This is a genomic window from Mycobacterium sp. (assembly GCF_049608025.1).
Lineage (GTDB): Bacteria > Actinomycetota > Actinomycetes > Mycobacteriales > Mycobacteriaceae > Mycobacterium.
In genome coordinates, this window is record NZ_JBMYXC010000017.1 from 60,348 (window position 1) to 75,823 (window position 15,476).

Annotated in this window: 11 protein-coding genes; 5 read left to right on the forward strand and 6 right to left on the reverse strand. The window is 66.0% G+C overall.

The window, feature by feature from the left end:
- Positions 1 to 93: 93 nt before the first annotated feature.
- The 3 genes from ACPGXI_RS08535 to ACPGXI_RS08545 all read right to left on the reverse strand — a co-directional run bounded on the left by ACPGXI_RS08535 (position 94) and on the right by ACPGXI_RS08545 (position 6,357).
- Positions 94 to 3,552: a family 16 glycosylhydrolase gene (locus ACPGXI_RS08535; protein WP_526651785.1), complete on the reverse strand. Its 3,459-nt coding sequence runs from the start codon at positions 3,550 to 3,552 to the stop codon at positions 94 to 96.
- A gap of 190 nt (positions 3,553 to 3,742) precedes the next feature.
- Positions 3,743 to 5,794, reverse strand: a complete 2,052-nt coding sequence (locus ACPGXI_RS08540; RefSeq protein WP_526651787.1) for an FAD-dependent oxidoreductase — start codon at positions 5,792 to 5,794, stop codon at positions 3,743 to 3,745.
- A complete protein-coding gene (locus ACPGXI_RS08545; protein ID WP_526651789.1) occupies positions 5,791 to 6,357 on the reverse strand; it encodes a PadR family transcriptional regulator in 567 nt (188 codons plus the stop codon). Before ACPGXI_RS08545 ends, ACPGXI_RS08540 begins: the two co-directional genes overlap by 4 nt.
- 273 nt (positions 6,358 to 6,630) lie before the next feature.
- Between ACPGXI_RS08545 and fdxA the strand changes: the two genes are divergently transcribed.
- Both fdxA and dapC read left to right on the forward strand, forming a co-directional pair.
- Positions 6,631 to 6,954: a ferredoxin gene (fdxA, locus tag ACPGXI_RS08550; protein ID WP_526651791.1), complete on the forward strand. Its 324-nt coding sequence runs from the start codon at positions 6,631 to 6,633 to the stop codon at positions 6,952 to 6,954.
- Between the two features lie 83 nt (positions 6,955 to 7,037).
- Positions 7,038 to 8,156 (forward strand): succinyldiaminopimelate transaminase, encoded by a 1,119-nt coding sequence (gene dapC, locus ACPGXI_RS08555; protein ID WP_526651813.1) that lies wholly within the window; start codon positions 7,038 to 7,040, stop codon positions 8,154 to 8,156.
- Positions 8,157 to 8,188: 32 nt separating this feature from the next.
- Here the strand turns inward: dapC and ACPGXI_RS08560 are convergent, their stop codons facing one another.
- A complete protein-coding gene (locus ACPGXI_RS08560) occupies positions 8,189 to 9,709 on the reverse strand; it encodes a PucR family transcriptional regulator (protein ID WP_526651815.1) in 1,521 nt (506 codons plus the stop codon).
- Positions 9,710 to 9,884: 175 nt separating this feature from the next.
- Between ACPGXI_RS08560 and pruA the strand changes: the two genes are divergently transcribed.
- Together pruA and ACPGXI_RS08570 are read left to right on the forward strand one after the other, a co-directional pair.
- The gene (pruA, locus tag ACPGXI_RS08565; RefSeq protein WP_526651817.1) at positions 9,885 to 11,495 is read left to right on the forward strand and encodes an L-glutamate gamma-semialdehyde dehydrogenase; all 1,611 of its coding nucleotides are present in this window, start codon (positions 9,885 to 9,887) and stop codon (positions 11,493 to 11,495) included.
- A gap of 3 nt (positions 11,496 to 11,498) precedes the next feature.
- Positions 11,499 to 12,461 (forward strand): proline dehydrogenase family protein, encoded by a 963-nt coding sequence (locus tag ACPGXI_RS08570; RefSeq protein WP_526651793.1) that lies wholly within the window; start codon positions 11,499 to 11,501, stop codon positions 12,459 to 12,461.
- Positions 12,462 to 12,561: 100 nt separating this feature from the next.
- Here ACPGXI_RS08570 and ACPGXI_RS08575 read toward each other — a convergent pair whose 3' ends face one another.
- The gene (locus ACPGXI_RS08575) at positions 12,562 to 13,062 is read right to left on the reverse strand and encodes an Rv2253 family sensor-like surface protein (RefSeq protein WP_526651795.1); all 501 of its coding nucleotides are present in this window, start codon (positions 13,060 to 13,062) and stop codon (positions 12,562 to 12,564) included.
- Between the two features lie 152 nt (positions 13,063 to 13,214).
- Positions 13,215 to 13,766: an NUDIX domain-containing protein gene (locus ACPGXI_RS08580; RefSeq protein ID WP_526651797.1), complete on the reverse strand. Its 552-nt coding sequence runs from the start codon at positions 13,764 to 13,766 to the stop codon at positions 13,215 to 13,217.
- A gap of 33 nt (positions 13,767 to 13,799) precedes the next feature.
- Here ACPGXI_RS08580 and ACPGXI_RS08585 point away from each other — a divergent pair, with 33 nt between their 5' ends.
- Positions 13,800 to 15,218, forward strand: a complete 1,419-nt coding sequence (locus ACPGXI_RS08585; protein ID WP_526651799.1) for an AMP-binding protein — start codon at positions 13,800 to 13,802, stop codon at positions 15,216 to 15,218.
- Positions 15,219 to 15,476: the final 258 nt, after the last annotated feature.

Sequence of the window (15,476 nt, forward strand, 5' to 3'; positions counted from 1 at the left end):
CAACCCCTCGTGCGGTCAATCTGCCGATAATTGGCGATCGCCATCGCGTTCATGCACGTGCTGAGGGCCGGGTGCACTGCGCCAGCAGGGTAGTCAGGGTTGATCTCGGTCGATTCGGTACTGCGGGTATTGATCTGGTGTTGCGTAGAAGCCATTGGGCCATGTTTCTGGTTCGTAGGTGTCCGCCGGAGCGTATGTCGGTGTGACGCGCACCCAGTCGATGTCGAGGTAGGCGGTGTCGAAGTCGGGGTCTCCGGCCCATCCGACATGATCGCGGTATGCCGATGCGGGGAACCAGATTCCGATCCAGAAGCGGGATGCGCGATGGGGGACGTTGTCCTGGCCGAACGATTCGCCGGTGTAACGGGCCACTTCGACGTCGTCGATAGACCATGCGACAAACGGGTCCCGGCCGTCTCCGCCGGCGTGCCATTCGTAAGCATAAGTGTGGAATTCACCGTCGGCGACGAGGTCACCGATGTTGGGTCGCAGCGACACGTTGCCGCCTTCGCCACCGAACTTGCCACCCCACGTGTTGGCCCGTGCGTGCTCGAAACTCACTGGGTCATTTGGGGATCCATCATCACGCGCAGTGGGGAACTCCCAGTCGATTTCGGAATTGCGGATTCGGTTGGGCTCGGTCCAGTATTCCGGCTGCGCGGGGTGATATTCGATGTAGTGATAGCTCCAGAAGGCACTCGCCGCTCCCAGCGCCCGCGGCACGCGGGCACGGACTTCGTAGCGTCCGGAGGCGTAGTAATCACGGGTGACGATGGTTGCGCCGACGCGGCTGGTGCGGTCGCCGTGTCCCACGACATCGCCGGCGTACAGGTCGCCGTGGGCGGCCAGGCGTACGATGCCGTCGACAACGTCGACGTTGGCGGGGACCACGCCGCCGTTGTCCCCGCCCCACGCTTTGTCGGCGATGAGCCAGCGCTCGGGATCTATGCCGTTGGTGAAGTCATCGAATAGTTCGGGCTGCGGGCTGGGATAAGGGTCGGGGGTGTCGAGCCATTCGTGGCCGTTGGCAAGGAGGGTGAGGTCGTCGACGTAGAGCGCGCTGTGGTCGCCGCGCCAGTTCTCGGCGGCCACCTTCACCGATACCCAGTGGTCCGGGGTGGTAAACGCGATTTCCACAGGCTGCCAGGCGTCGTCGTTGATCAGCTGCCATGCGTGCAGCGAGCCGTCCGGGCTGGCGACAGTGACGGTGGCGTCACCGACATCGACTCGGGCGCGCGCGCTCAGCACGTAGTCGCTGTTGGGTGCCAGCAGCATGGGCAGATCCTGGGCTATGCGCCCGGTTTGTTCCGGCGTGGACACGATGCGCATGGTGCCGTCAGGTTGAAGCGCCGCCTGGTCGAGCACCCAGCCTTGGGCGCCAGGTGCGAATTGCCCGTTGCTGACGAGGTTCTCGCCGGGACCGGGCAGACTCACCAACGGTGGCGGCGATGCACCGGGGGCGTCGGGATCGATCACCGGTGGATCCATAGCGCCCTCGACGAACCGGACGTCGGTGACGGTGACAACTCCGGCGGGGGAGTTGCGACCCGCGGTGACGAAAACGGTGACCTCGGTGGCCTCGGCGCCGGTGTAGACCGTCAGGCGCCGTTGGGCCAACGTCGCTGATTGGCCCGCCCCAGTTTTGTCGAGCTGGGGTCCGTCGATGACACCCCACACCCCCCAGACATCGCTCGGAACAGACCCGCTGGTGCGCATCGTGAGGGCCAGCGTGTACAGCGTCTGTGGTTTCAGGTTGGTGACCCGCTGGGAGATTCGAGCATCGGAGGTCGCGGTTGCCGCGAGACGCACCGCCGCGTCGCCGCCGTCCTCGATGCTGGAGACATCCCCGGACAACTGCCATCTGCTCAAGCCATCGGTAAACGTCGCATTCTGCAACAGATTCGGGCCCGCAGGCGGTTCGGGTTCTGGCTCGGGCGCGGGGGGCTCGGGTGCGGGTGGTTCTGGCTCGGGCGCGGGGGGCTCGGGCTCGGGTGCAGGGGGCTCAGGTTCGGGTGCGGGAGGTTCGGGTTCGGGTTCTGGTTCGGGCGCAGGGGGTTCGGGTTCTGGTGCGGGGGGTTCTGGTTCGGGCGCAGGGGGTTGCGGTGGTGTGGGCACGCCGAGCGCAGTGACGGTGACTGTGCTGGTAGCGGTGTGCCCCGAGTCGCCGATCAAGCCGAAGGTCAGCCGGTGGAGCAGACCTGAGAGCCCGTGGATATGGAAGCCGCCGTCGTCATCGGAAGCGGTAACGGTGAAGGTGTCGGTGTACGCGGTTGCGCCGTCCCAGCCGGCTGGCGGGGTATAGGTGGCCGACTCGCCGGTGATGTTCAACGTGCCGGAGGCGGTTCCGGTTCCGGTCGCCTTTCCGTCGACGGTATAGATGAGGGTGTCGGTGTCGGCATCCTCGGCGCCCAACTCGAACGCCTGGCTGCTCGCCCCCTCTTGGATGTTCACCGACACCGATTGGGGCGCGAAGGTGGGCGAGGCGGCGAAGAAGGTGCGCTGGAACCAATTCCCGATGGCGGTGAATATGGACTCCTGTTGGCTGGCGGCCGCCACCCTCGCAGCCGTCGAAACGGGGCCAGCCGTCGTCGCCCCGGTGGCTGCCACGCTGACGCGTGCGCTGCTGTCGACACTGCTGTTTAGCGGTGGTTGTTCGGCGTCGCGTCGGGCCCAGGCCAACGCGGCCAGCGGTGCCGGCGAGGGCACCGGAACGCTCGGGGTGCCGGGAGGCTGATATGGCGTCAGCGCCACTGGAGAGATCTGAGGAACCGCGCCGGGGGTGGGATGGGAAATCTCCACCATGTCCGGCGCTGACCCGAAGGTGGTGGTGGAAATCGGCAACGACAAGGTAGCGACCGGCTCATCCGCAGGATCAGAGGTTTCGGGGATTTCGTCCGCCGTGATCGCCGCCAACCGGTTCGTCGGCGACGAAGGCGACTCCTGAGCGGCGTCAGTACCCTCAATCCCGGTGCTCGACAGCACAGGTTCGGCGGCCCGGCCCTGAGCGGATTCGTCACCGTAGCCCGCCCTGGCGTCATCGTCGGGCGTCGCAGCGTTGGGAACAACGTCGGCGACCGTTTCTTCAGCAGGAACTTCGGGCACTAATTCATCGGTGGCGCCGTCCGCATCGTTGATCACATCTTCTTCGGTGGGTTCGTCGGCCATGTCTGGCTCGGCAACCTCGTCGCTGCTGCCTGGCTCTGACACGTCGAAATCGGACTCATCGTCGGATTCCGAATTCGACTCGGCAGAATCCGAATAGGAATCCGGGTCGGCGGAAGAAGGGGACTCGGGGTCGGCGGAAGTGGACTCGGGGCCGGTGGATGCCTCAGGGCCAGTGGATGACTCGGGACCGGTGGATACCGCGTCGGTTGTCGAGTAACCGTCGCGCGATGGCGATCGAGGGGAAGAATCCGGGGATTTCGACTCCGTGGTATCCGTTCCGGGGCTGGGCTCAGCCCAGGCGACCCCGGGAGCAGCAGCCCCGGCGCCGGCGACACCTAGTGCCACCGCCAACGATCCGGCCCAGCCTATGTACCTCGTACCTTCCATCGCGAACCCCTTGGCCCCCGTAGGGCGCATAGCTTCAGGAACAGCTCGATTGACCAACCCTTAGCACGCGGCGACGAGCTTCGCTGGGTATTGACGAGATAGGGAGATGCGGGGCTTGCCGATCAGAGTGCAGTACGAGTCTCTTTCTGGAGGTTAACTGCCCTAGCTGTGAATTCGCTGGACGCGGACTCTAGATGCGCGCAGCTAGTTCGGTGCCTTGGCGGATAGCGCGCTTGGCATCCAGTTCAGCGGCAACTGCGGCCCCGCCGATGACCCGCGGGGTGATTCCACGTTCCAGCAGGCCGTCCTCAAGATCGCGCACCGGCTCCTGGCCCGCGCAGATCACCACATTGTCGACGCCGAGCAACCGAGGCCCAGAGTGGTTCGGACCGAAGCTGATGTGCAGCCCGCTATCGTCGATGCCCTCATAGTTCACCCCGGATAGTTGGTGAACTCCTTTGGCCCGCAACGATGCCCGGTGTACCCAGCCCGTGGTCTTGCCCAGGCTGCGGCCTTGGGCTCCCTTCGTTCGCTGCAGGAGGTAGACCTCCCGCGTCGCTGGTGCCGGCACCGGTGTTGTCAAGGCGCCGCGTGCCTCCTGCGGGTCGGCCGCACCCCACTCGGCCTTCCACTCCTTGAGGTTGAGCGTGGGGGAATGGTCGGTGGTCAGGAATTCGCTGACGTCGAAACCGATGCCGCCGGCCCCGACCACCGCAACCGACTTGCCGACGGGTTTACCGTTGATCGCCTCGGCATAGGACAGCACCATCGGATGGTCGATACCGGGAATGTCGGGCATCCGCGGTGCGACACCGGTAGCCAGGACGACCTCGTCGTAGCTGAGCAACTCGTCGACGTCAGCGCGGGTGCCCAGCCGAACATCGACTCCGTGTTTGTCGAGCATGCGGGTGAAGTAGCGGATGGTCTCGCTGAACTCCTCCTTGCCGGGAATTCTTCGGGCCAAATCGAATTGGCCGCCGATCTGTGATCGGGACTCGAACAGCGTGACATGATGTCCGCGCTGGGCGGCAGTGACGGCGGTGGCCAAACCGGCGGGTCCGGCGCCGACGATAGCAATGCGTTTCGTGCGTCGGGTCGGGCCGAGCATCAATGTCGTTTCGTGGCCGGCGCGCGGATTCAGCAGGCACGACACCGTCTTGCGTGCGAACGCATGGTCCAGGCAGGCCTGGTTGCACGATATGCACGTGTTGATCTCGTCGGCGGCGTCGGCGTGCGCCTTGTGTACCCAGTCCGGGTCGGCCAGTAGCGGCCGGGCCATCGAGATCAAGCTGACATCGGTGTCGGCGAGGATCTGCTCGGCGGTCTGGGGCATGTTGATCCGGTTGGACGCCATCACGGGAATGTCGACGTATTCGGCGACCGCGTTGCTGATGTCGACAAACGCGCTGTTGGGCACAGAGGTCACGATGGTCGGGACCCGCGCCTCGTGCCAGCCGATCCCGGTATTGATGATCGTCGCGCCGGCGTCTTCGACTTCGGTTGCCAGAGCAACGATCTCGTCCCAGCTTTGGCCATCCTCGACGTAATCGGCCATGGACAGCCGATAGCAGATGATGAAGTCCGGCCCGACGGCCGCGCGGGTGCGACGGACGATCTCGACGGGCATCCGGCGGCGCTTCTCGGGTGTGCCACCCCAGGCGTCGGTGCGCTTGTTGGTGCGTGGCGCCAGGAACTGGTTGAGCAGGTAGCCTTCGCTTCCCATGATCTCGACGCCGTCGTAGCCCGCGTCCCGGGCCAAGACTGCGCTGCGGGTGAAGTCGTCGATGGTGCCGTCCACGTCGCGCAGTGGGCGTGGCCGAAAGGGGTTGGTGCGGGCCTTGATGGACGAGGCGCTCACCGAGAGCGGATGGAATGCATAGCGTCCCGCATGCAGGATCTGCAGCAGTATCTTGCCGCCGGCGTCATGGACTCCGCCGGTGATCCGCCGGTGTCTGCGGGCGTCCGAGCCCGAGGTCATCTGGGCCGCGAAAGGAAGCAGCCAACCGGTGCGATTGGGCGCATAACCGCCGGTGATGATCAGTCCCACTCCGCCACGGGCACGCTCGGCGAAGTATTCGGCGAGGCGGTCGGTGTCACGCGCGCGATCTTCGAGGCCGGTGTGCATCGACCCCATCACGACGCGGTTGCGTAGCGTCGTGAAGCCAAGGTCTAATGGCGACAACAGGTTCGGGTAGGGCAAGCCGTGGTTCTCTAAGCCGTGGTTCTTCAAGCCGTGGTTCATTTTCGTCCTCCCAGACTTGCCGCTACTTCGTCGAGCCATTCGATGGCGCTCTCCTCGGCCCGGATGCCACCCCGCAGCACGAGGTATTGGTGTAGGTCGGCGCCGGTGATGGCTCCGGGATCCGGGAACTGACTCTTCTCGAATCCTCGGTAGACATCCAGCAACTCGGCACGCTCGGAGAGCAGCGAAATGACCTGCGCACGCAATGCCTCGATGTCGCCGTGCGACGCGCCCCGGATCTTGACGGCGAGGTCGCGCGTTCGCCGATCGGCAACTGTGCCATTCCTGCCGCTTCGCCCTGCCAGGGGAGCTGCGATCCAGCGCGCAAGTTCGGCGCGACCGTCCGCAGAGACCGAATATATTTTCTTGTCGGGCCGGCCGTGTTGGATCACCGCGGTGCAATGCACCCAGTGGTCCGCCTCCATCGTGCGCAGCGTTCGGTAGATCTGCTGGTGGCTGGCGGCCCAGAAATAGCCGATCGATCGATCGAAGCGCCGGGCCAGTTCATACCCGGAGCCCGACTGCTCACAGAGCGACACCAGGATCGCGTGCGGCAGGGCCATGGGCGCAGCGTAGGCATCAATAGTGCCTTATGCAACTAGTTGCAGTGCACTTGGTGGCATAGCCGAGTTTTGCTAGGCGGCTTGTATGTGCAACGTTTAGTATCAGTAATCATGTAAGACCCCAACCGGGGAGACGTAGAACTTAGGGCACACTGAGACAGGCGCCCGCCGGCCGGCAGGGATACTTGCTGGGGCCGGTCGCCGCCCCCCGCTGAGCCCTGCCTAGAGAACAGCTCCACCCTAGGTAGTTCGAGAGGACTTGAGGAGAAGTTAGTGACGTACACGATCGCCGAACCCTGCGTCGACGTCAAAGACAAGGCATGCATTGAAGAGTGTCCTGTCGACTGCATCTACGAGGGCGCACGCATGCTGTACATCCATCCGGACGAGTGCGTCGACTGCGGCGCCTGTGAGCCGGTGTGCCCGGTCGAGGCCATCTACTACGAAGACGACGTCCCAGATCAGTGGGAGGCGTACACGCAGATCAACGCCGACTTCTTCGCCGAACTAGGCTCGCCTGGCGGTGCATCGAAAGTCGGCCAGACCGACAACGATCCGCAGGTTGTTAAAGACTTGCCGCCGCAGGGTGAGGACTGAGAGCCACGGCGCAGCCATCTGACCGCCAGGAATCGCCTGAGGTCCCCCTTCGGCCGCCGACGGCCGGAACTGTTTCCGGGTCGCTGCCGGTATTCCCGTGGGACACCCTTTCGGAGGCGACCGCGGCAGCCCGTGAACACCCCGACGGCATCGTGGACCTGTCGGTCGGCACCCCCGTGGACGACGTCGCCCCGCTGATCCGTGACGCGCTCGCCGCCGCCAGCGCCGCGCCCGGATATCCGACCACCGCCGGCACGCCGGCGTTGCGGGAGTCGGTCGTCGGTGCGCTGCAGCGCAGATACGGGATCACCGGGCTGAGGCCCAGCGCGGTCCTTCCGGTGATCGGTACCAAGGAGTTCATCGCCTGGCTGCCGACGTTGCTCGGCTTGAGCGGCGCCGACACGGTCGTCGTGCCAGAGCTCGCGTACCCCACCTACGAGGTGGGTGCCCTGCTCACTGGCGCCGGGGTGCTGCGGGCTGACTCGTTGACGCAGGTGGGCCCCACTGTTCGTTCCGCTCTTCGCGCAAGCGGCTCATCAACACCACGCCTGCTTTATCTGAACTCGCCGAGCAATCCGACCGGAAAAGTGCTCGGTGTCGACCACCTGCGAAAAGTCGTGGCATGGGCCCGGGAGCGCGGGGTGCTCGTTGCCTCCGATGAGTGCTACCTCGGGCTGGGTTGGGATCAGACGCCGGTGTCGGTGCTGCACCCGCAGGTCTGCGGCGGTGACCACACCGGACTGCTGGCGATGCACTCTTTGTCGAAGACGTCCTCATTGGCCGGCTACCGTGCGGGTTTCGTCGCCGGTGATCCCGGTGTCGTGGCCGAACTCCTAGCGGTGCGCAAGCACGCGGGCATGATGATGCCCACCCCGGTACAGGCAGCGATGGCCGCGGCGCTCGACGACGACGCGCACGAACAGGCCCAGCGAGAGCGCTATGCGCACCGGCGCGATGTCCTGCTGGCGGCGTTGCGGTCCGCCGATTTCACCGTCGATTACTCCGAGGCGGGGCTCTACCTGTGGGCGACGCGCGGCGAGCCGTGCCGCGACACCGTCACTTGGTTGTCGCAGCGCGGCATCCTCGTCGCGCCTGGGGAGTTCTACGGTCCCCGGGGAGCCCGGCATGTTCGGGTGGCGTTGACGGCTACCGACGAACGCATCGCCGCAGCAGCGCAGCGATTGGCGGTTCCGGCGCGCTGAAGCACCTCGGCGGGTGTCGCACGCGACACGCCTCAACGTTCAGCAGCGCGCAACCCGAGCGCGAGCACCAGACGTTCTTCGGGGTCATCGAGCGAAATCGCGAGTATCTGCTCGACGCGGCGGATGCGGTAGCGCACCGTGTTGGGGTGGACGTGCAGCTGCCGCGCCGTTCCGGCGACGTCACCGAACCCGTCCAGATAGGCCCGCAGTGTGTCGGCCAGCATCGGGTCTTGCGCGCAGAGTTCGCGCACCCGGGGGTCCACCAGACGGGCTTCGGCCGCGATAAGCGAGACGATCTCGTCGAGGAGCACCGTCGTGCGTGCCTCGTCCAGAGACGTGATCTGACCGATGGCAGCCGGGTGACGTTCAGCGCTGTCGAACACGCGGTCCACCTCGGTACGCACCGCCGCCGCGGCGGCCAGGCCGGTCATCGGCGCGGCCGTCACGGCGCGGACGTCGAGGCCCAGTTCGCGGTGTAGCGCGGCGACGACTCCGCGGGTCCACGACGTGACCGTCGCCGCCGCCGTGATCTTCGGGAGCAGCACATAGACGCGATCACCAGCGGAAGCAACCTGGGAGTCGGCGCGAAAAGCGCTGGCATTCAACGCGATCACATCGGAGGGTACTGTCGCGCCCACTCCGCGGAAGCCGACCAGGGCGGCGCGGGCGTCGGCGGGGATGCCGAGCTCGCGGGCGAGCACTCCGACGTCGTTGGTGTCCCGACCCGTCATTCCGAGTAGCTGTTGTACGCGTGCGGCGTGCTGCGAGGGCGCGGCCGCCAGCCGTGACATGATCCGGGCCGCCAAGACTGCGCCGCCCCGCAGGATCTCCCTGGAGTCCCCGGCCAGCGGCGTCGACCCCTGCTGGAGCCAGATGGTTCCGGCGAAGGCCGGTCTCCGGCGCCCATCGGTTCGGGGTAGGTGCACACCGACCGCGAGGCGGGGTCGCAGCCCCAGTTCGGGACGTTCGTCCACGCTGACTACCTCCGAGCCCGAGCGCAGTGCGTCGAAGATGCCCCACTGTCCGATCCACTCGAGATGCTCTGGTGGTCCGGCGCGGCCCAGAATGGTCACGCGGCGCAGCTCGTCAGCTTCCTCGCTGGAGGCCGAGTAGGCCAGCATGCGGCTGTCGGCGTCCTCGATGCAGATCATGCCGCGGGTGCGATCGGCGATCGACTGTGCCAGGCCGAACAGATCGGTGCCCGAGTCGCGCAGCGGATCGCTGCGATCGCCATGATGCTCAAGGGCGTAGTTGACCAGGCGGTACAGGTGTTCCCAGCGGGCCCGGGGTTCGACGCCGACGACCGCTGTGCCCTGTGCGACCGCGCGGGCCACCACCGTGGGGCCGGGGTCCTTGACGAAGATCGCCGCCGGTGGCGCGGCGTGTTGTTCCAGCCAGCCGGCGGCTTCCGCGTCGGACACCCCGAGCAGGAAGAACAGATCGGCCGAGCCGGGCCCGACCGCGGGCCCCAGCCGTATGTCATCGGCGTCGACGAGCGCCACCGAGTTCACCGGCATGTCCAGTCCGCGTGGCGCGTCAACCAGCGTGACCATAGTGCGGTCCAACGCCAGCAATAGCCGCCCGAGTCCCAGGCCGAGTTCGAGGCCGCCCGGCAGCACAGCCACCACTGCTCTCCTTTGTTCGATCCGACCATCAAGTGTCTCAGAGCTTGTCCGATCGGCCATCGGATAACGCGCGAAAAGCGGGCATCCTTGCTGCATGGACTCGATCGTTGCGATTACTCAGGTGCCGGTGCCCCACAACGAGCCGGTTCACGAATACGCTGCGGGTTCCCCAGAGCGCAGCAGGCTCGCCGGTTCGCTGAACAGCCTTGCGAACGACCCCATCGAGCTGCCGCACGTGATCGGCGGCAAGCACCGGATCGACGTCGTTCAGCCACACCGGCATGCGGCGCGGCTGGGCACCTTCACCAACGCCGACCACTCGGACGCCCGGTCCGCGGTCGAGGCCGCCGTCACGGCCAAGAAGGACTGGGAAGCCCTCCCGTTCGACGAACGTGCAGCGGTTTTCCTACGAGCCGCGGACCTGCTGGCCGGACCCTGGCGGGAGAAGATCGCGGCGGCGACGATGCTGGGCCAGTCCAAGACCCCCTATCAGGCCGAGATCGACTCGCCCTGCGAGCTCATCGACTTCTGGCGTTTCAACGTCGCGTTCGCTCGCACCATCCTCGCCGAACAGCCGGTCAGCTCGCCCGGAGTGTGGAACCGCACCGACTACCGGCCGTTGGAGGGCTTCGTCTACGCGATCACGCCCTTCAATTTCACCGCGATCGCGGGCAATCTGCCCACCGCCCCCGCTCTGATGGGCAACACGGTGGTGTGGAAGCCTTCGCCCACCCAGACCTTTGCCGCTTACCTGACCATGCAGTTGCTCGAGGCAGCCGGGCTACCCCCGGGTGTGATCAACCTGCTCACCGGCGACGGGCAAGCGGTTTCGGATGTCGTTCTCGCTGATTCTCGCATGGCCGGCATCCACTTCACCGGCTCGACTGCGACCTTTCAGCATCTGTGGCGTGAGGTAGGCACCCACATCGATCGCTATGACACCTACCCGCGGCTGGTTGGTGAGACCGGCGGTAAGGACTTTGTGGTGGCTCACTCCTCAGCGCGCCCAGAGGTGTTGCGCACAGCCCTGATTCGGGGTGCGTTCGACTATCAGGGGCAGAAATGCTCGGCAGCGTCGCGGGCTTTCGTTCCCCGCTCGGTGTGGCAGCAGATGGGCGACGACTTCCTCGGAGCCACAAGTGAACTGCGCTACGGCGACATCACCGATTTCGCCAATTTCGGCGGCGCGTTGATCGACGAGCGGTCGTTCGCCAAGAATGTCGCGGCCATCGAGAGAGCAAAGAGCGCGGCCAACGTGACGATCGCGGTCGGCGGCGAATACGATGACAGTGAAGGCTATTTCGTCAGACCAACGGTGCTGCTGTCCGACGATCCGGCCGATGAGGCGTTCTCGACCGAGTACTTCGGCCCCATCCTGTCGGTGCATGTCTACCCCGACGAGGACTATGGGCGGATTCTCGACGTCGTCGATTCCGGCTCGCGCTATGCCTTGACCGGTGCCGTGATCGGCGACGACCGCGCGGCGGTGCTGCAGGCCGAGCGACGCCTACGCCACGCAGCAGGCAACTTCTACGTCAACGACAAGCCCAGTGGCGCGGTGGTCGGCCAGCAGCCATTCGGAGGGGCGCGGGCCTCGGGCACCAACGACAAGGCCGGATCTGCACTGAACTTGCTGCGCTGGACGTCGGCCCGGTCGATCAAGGAGACCTTCGTGCCGGCCACCGAGTACTCCTATCCCCACATGCAGGTGTGAGCCATGGGCATCTTCGAGCGCTTCGCCCGGCCTGCGATCCTCGCCGCCGGCAGACGGGACGGTCTGCGACGGTTTGCCGAGCGGTTGCCGGTCACCCGCAGGGTCGTGCACCGGTTTGTTCCCGGTGAGAGCATTGCCGATGCAATGAGTTCGGTTGAGCCGCTGCGGGATTCCCGGCGGCTGATATCGATCGACTATCTCGGCGAGGACGTCACCGACGCTGATGCCGCGGAAGTCACCGTCGATGCCTATCTACGGATCCTGGAAGCCTTTTCAACCCGGAGCGAAGAGGCGGCTGTGGTACGGCCGCTGGAGGTTTCGCTCAAGTTGTCCGCGCTGGGGCAGGCGCTGCCGCGGGACGGAGAGAAGATCGCTCTGGAGAACGCGCGCGCGATCTGCGAACGCGCCCAGCGCGCCGGCGTGTGGGTGACCATCGACGCTGAGGACCATACGACGACTGACTCGACTCTGGCGCTCGTTCGCGAGCTGCGCATCGACTTCGACTGGGTCGGAACGGTGCTGCAGGCCTACCTCAAACGCACTCACGCCGACTGTTCCGAGTTTGCCGCTTCCGGCGCGCGGATCCGGCTGTGCAAGGGGGCTTACGACGAACCGTCGTCGGTGGCCTACCGGGACCGCGACGACGTCACTGAGTCCTATCTGCGGTGCCTGGGGGTGCTGATGGGTGGCAGCGGCTATCCGATGGTGGCTTCACATGACCCAGAGATCCTCGCTGCCGTGCCCGCGCTGGTCCGCGAGAATGGTCGCGGTATGGACGATTTCGAATACCAGATGCTCTACGGCATTCGTGATGGCGAGCAGCGTCGATTGGCCGACGAGGGCAATCACCTACGCGTCTATGTGCCGTTCGGCACCCAGTGGTACGGCTACTTCGTCAGGCGACTCGCCGAGCGGCCGGCGAACTTCACCTTCTTCCTACGGGCCCTGGCCGAACGCCAACGCTGACAATCCGCACGTTGATCCTGCGCTGATGGCGAGCTCTGCTCGGCCATGGCGCGGTGGGTGCACTCTGGATGGGTGGGGGCACTGGCCCGTTCGATACGTTTTAGGCCGGGTATGCCGCGACCGGCATAACGATGTTGCCCTTGCATACGCCCTCGAGGATCTCGGTACGCCAAGTCCCGAACATCGATCCGTCCAGTGTCGGCGAATAGAACACGAGAGAGCGGGCGGCCGCGAACTCGGTGGGCACATCGCTGCCCCGGAAACACTCCCACTGCCAGTTGTAGTTGAACACCCACTGCTGTCCGTCCCATGTGTAGCGGCTCGGCTGGGGCACCGTGGGGTTGCTCGGCGCCGGGCCGCCCGAAGCCGTGGCCACGCAGGTGCTGGTACACGAGGTGGTGAATGTGTACTGGCCGCTGAAGTCGGCTTCCGGCTGACGGGCGGCGATGCTGGTGCCGATCTTTTCCGACGCGAAGGTCACCATGGTGTAGGGACCGCTCCATTTCAGGGGCGCTGCCTGTGCCGTGGCCTGGGTGCACGCGCATGCGGCGGCGACCAGAGTCGCGGATGCGGTTGCGCTGCAAGCCCGTCGGGCAGACATGGTTTCCTCACAAATGGTCTGAGTGTGGCAATTGCAACCTAACGGCCTTCGCGGTCCCCGCGCCCGATCGACACGGCGGGTTGGGAAACGGTTTGACTACGGGTTGGTATCGACGTCGCCGAGCGAATGGCCTTCCGGCGGAATGGACCCCGCTACTGCCGCTCGGCGAGCTCCATGAGGGCCCAGGCCGCGATCGTCTGGGCGTCGGTGATGGTGCCCTCGCGGATCATCTTCTCGACCTCGGTGCGGGTGAACCATGCGCTGCGCATGTCCTGTTCCTCGTGCTCGCGCTCGTGGGGGCCTTCGGTGATATCCAATGCGAGGAATACCCGGCCGCGCTGGCTGCTCATTCCGGGCGCGACGTCGAGCAGCCCAAGTTCCGTCATCGAAGCGGCGCGCAGCCCCGTCTCCTCCCGCAGCTCACGTGCAGCGAGCTCGGCGGGGTCGATGTCGGGCTGACCGGGCACGGTGCCCTGCGGGAACTCCCAGCGCCGGAGCCCGAGTGGGTAGCGGAACTGTTCGACGAGGTGGAATCGGTCAGAGCCAGTGCGGGAGTCTCGAGGAATTACCAGCGCATATGTAGGCTTGTCGACCACCGCGTAGATTCCGGCGCTGCCGTCCGGCCTGCGGATATCGTCCTCCCGGATCGTCAACCAGTTGTTCCGATACAACTCACGTGACCTCACGGTCCGGATGGAATCCATCGGCCCAGTATGCGGGGAGTAGCCTCAGATTTTGTGCTGCTGGACTCCCTGAACCCCGCCGCCGGCGTCGACGCTGATGACGTGGTGCGCATCGACGGAATCTCGCTGAGCCGGAGTGACGTTCTGGGGGCTGCGACATCGGTAGCCGAACGCGTCGGTAACGCCGCCCGGGTAGCCGTATTGGCCAGACCCACGCCGGTGACCGCTCTCGCCATCGTGGGCTGTCTGATCGCCGGGGTGCCGGTGGTTCCGGTGCCCGCCGACGTCGGCTCGGCCGAGCGGCGGCACATCCTCACCGACTCTGGCGCACAGGCGTGGCTGGGTGAAAAGCCCTCGGACACTGACGGGCTAAAAGATCTGCCGCACATTCCGGTACGGCTGCACGCCCGCTCGTGGCATCGCTATCCGGAACCCTCGCCGGACGCCACGGCGCTGATCATCTACACCTCCGGCACTACCGGGCTGCCCAAGGGTGTCGTTGTGAGCCGTCGGGCGATCGCCGCCGATATCGACATGTTGGCCGAGGCCTGGCAGTGGACGGCCGAAGACACCTTGGTGCACGGGCTGCCGCTCTACCACGTGCACGGTCTCGTGCTGGGTCTGCTGGGATCGCTGCGTATCGGGAACCGCTTCGTGCACACCGGGAAACCCAGTCCGGCGGCATACGCTCGAGCGGTTTCCGAGGCCGGCGGATCTTTGGTGTTCGGGGTTCCGACGGTGTGGTCGCGGATCGTCGATGACGGCGATGCGGCGCGGGCGCTGGCTGGGGCGCGACTGCTCGTATCGGGCAGCGCGCCGCTGCCTGTTCCGGTTTTCGACGGGCTTGCCGGGCTGAGCGGACACCAGCCCGTCGAGCGCTACGGCAGCACCGAATCGCTGATCACCCTGAGCACCCTGGCCGCCGGTGAGCGTCGGCCGGGCTGGGTCGGGCTGCCGCTCCGCGGTGTGCGGACGCGGCTGGTCTCCGAGAGCGGCGATGAGGTGATTCACGACGGCGACAGCATCGGGCAGCTTCATGTTCAGAGCCCGACGATGTTCGACGGATACCTCAACCGCGCCGATGCCACCGCCGAGGTACTCGGGACAGACGGCTGGTACCGCACCGGAGATGTCGCTGTCATCGACCCTGACGGGATGCACCGGATCGTGGGTCGTGAATCGGTCGACCTGATCAAGACCGGCGGCTTCCGGGTGGGTGCAGGTGAGATCGAGACTGCTCTGTTGGGTCACTCGGGTGTGCGGGAGGTGGCGGTGATCGGCGCGCCCGACGACGATCTGGGCCAACGCATCGTCGCCTTCGTAGTCGGTGACGTATCACCGGAGGCGCTGATCGAGTATGTGGCACAACAACTCTCGGTGCACAAGCGCCCGCGCGCCGTCCGACTGGTCGACCGTCTGCCTCGCAACGCGATGGGTAAGGTGCTCAAGAAGGAACTGGTGCAATGGGTTTAACTTCTCCGCGAGCGCGCGTGTCTGCACGCGGCGCGCCGGGAATCTCTGTCATTTTGCGCGCGCTCGCGGCGTTCGGGGGTGCGCTGTTGACCCTCGGACTGACCGGCTGCGGCGGGCAGTCGCCGGCGGTCACGCTCGTCCACACCACCCTGCCAGCCCCACCGGCGCCCCCGGACCTGCCAGCGTCGGACCTGCCAGCGCCCCCGGCGCCCCCGGACCTGCCAGCGTCGGACCTGCCAGCGCCCCCGGCGCCCCCGG

What these genes read in the sequence shown, in the direction of transcription:
- ACPGXI_RS08540 (WP_526651787.1), bottom strand. Translation starts at nt 5,794, where the DNA reads ATGAACCACGGCTTGAAGAACCACGGCTTAGAGAACCACGGCTTGCCC.
- ACPGXI_RS08535 (WP_526651785.1), bottom strand. Translation starts at nt 3,552, where the DNA reads ATGGAAGGTACGAGGTACATAGGCTGGGCCGGATCGTTGGCGGTGGCA.
- ACPGXI_RS08580 (WP_526651797.1), bottom strand. Translation starts at nt 13,766, where the DNA reads ATGGATTCCATCCGGACCGTGAGGTCACGTGAGTTGTATCGGAACAAC.
- ACPGXI_RS08545 (WP_526651789.1), bottom strand. Translation starts at nt 6,357, where the DNA reads ATGGCCCTGCCGCACGCGATCCTGGTGTCGCTCTGTGAGCAGTCGGGC.
- ACPGXI_RS08560 (WP_526651815.1), bottom strand. Translation starts at nt 9,709, where the DNA reads ATGGTCACGCTGGTTGACGCGCCACGCGGACTGGACATGCCGGTGAAC.
- ACPGXI_RS08575 (WP_526651795.1), bottom strand. Translation starts at nt 13,062, where the DNA reads ATGTCTGCCCGACGGGCTTGCAGCGCAACCGCATCCGCGACTCTGGTC.
- ACPGXI_RS08570 (WP_526651793.1), top strand. Translation starts at nt 11,499, where the DNA reads ATGGGCATCTTCGAGCGCTTCGCCCGGCCTGCGATCCTCGCCGCCGGC.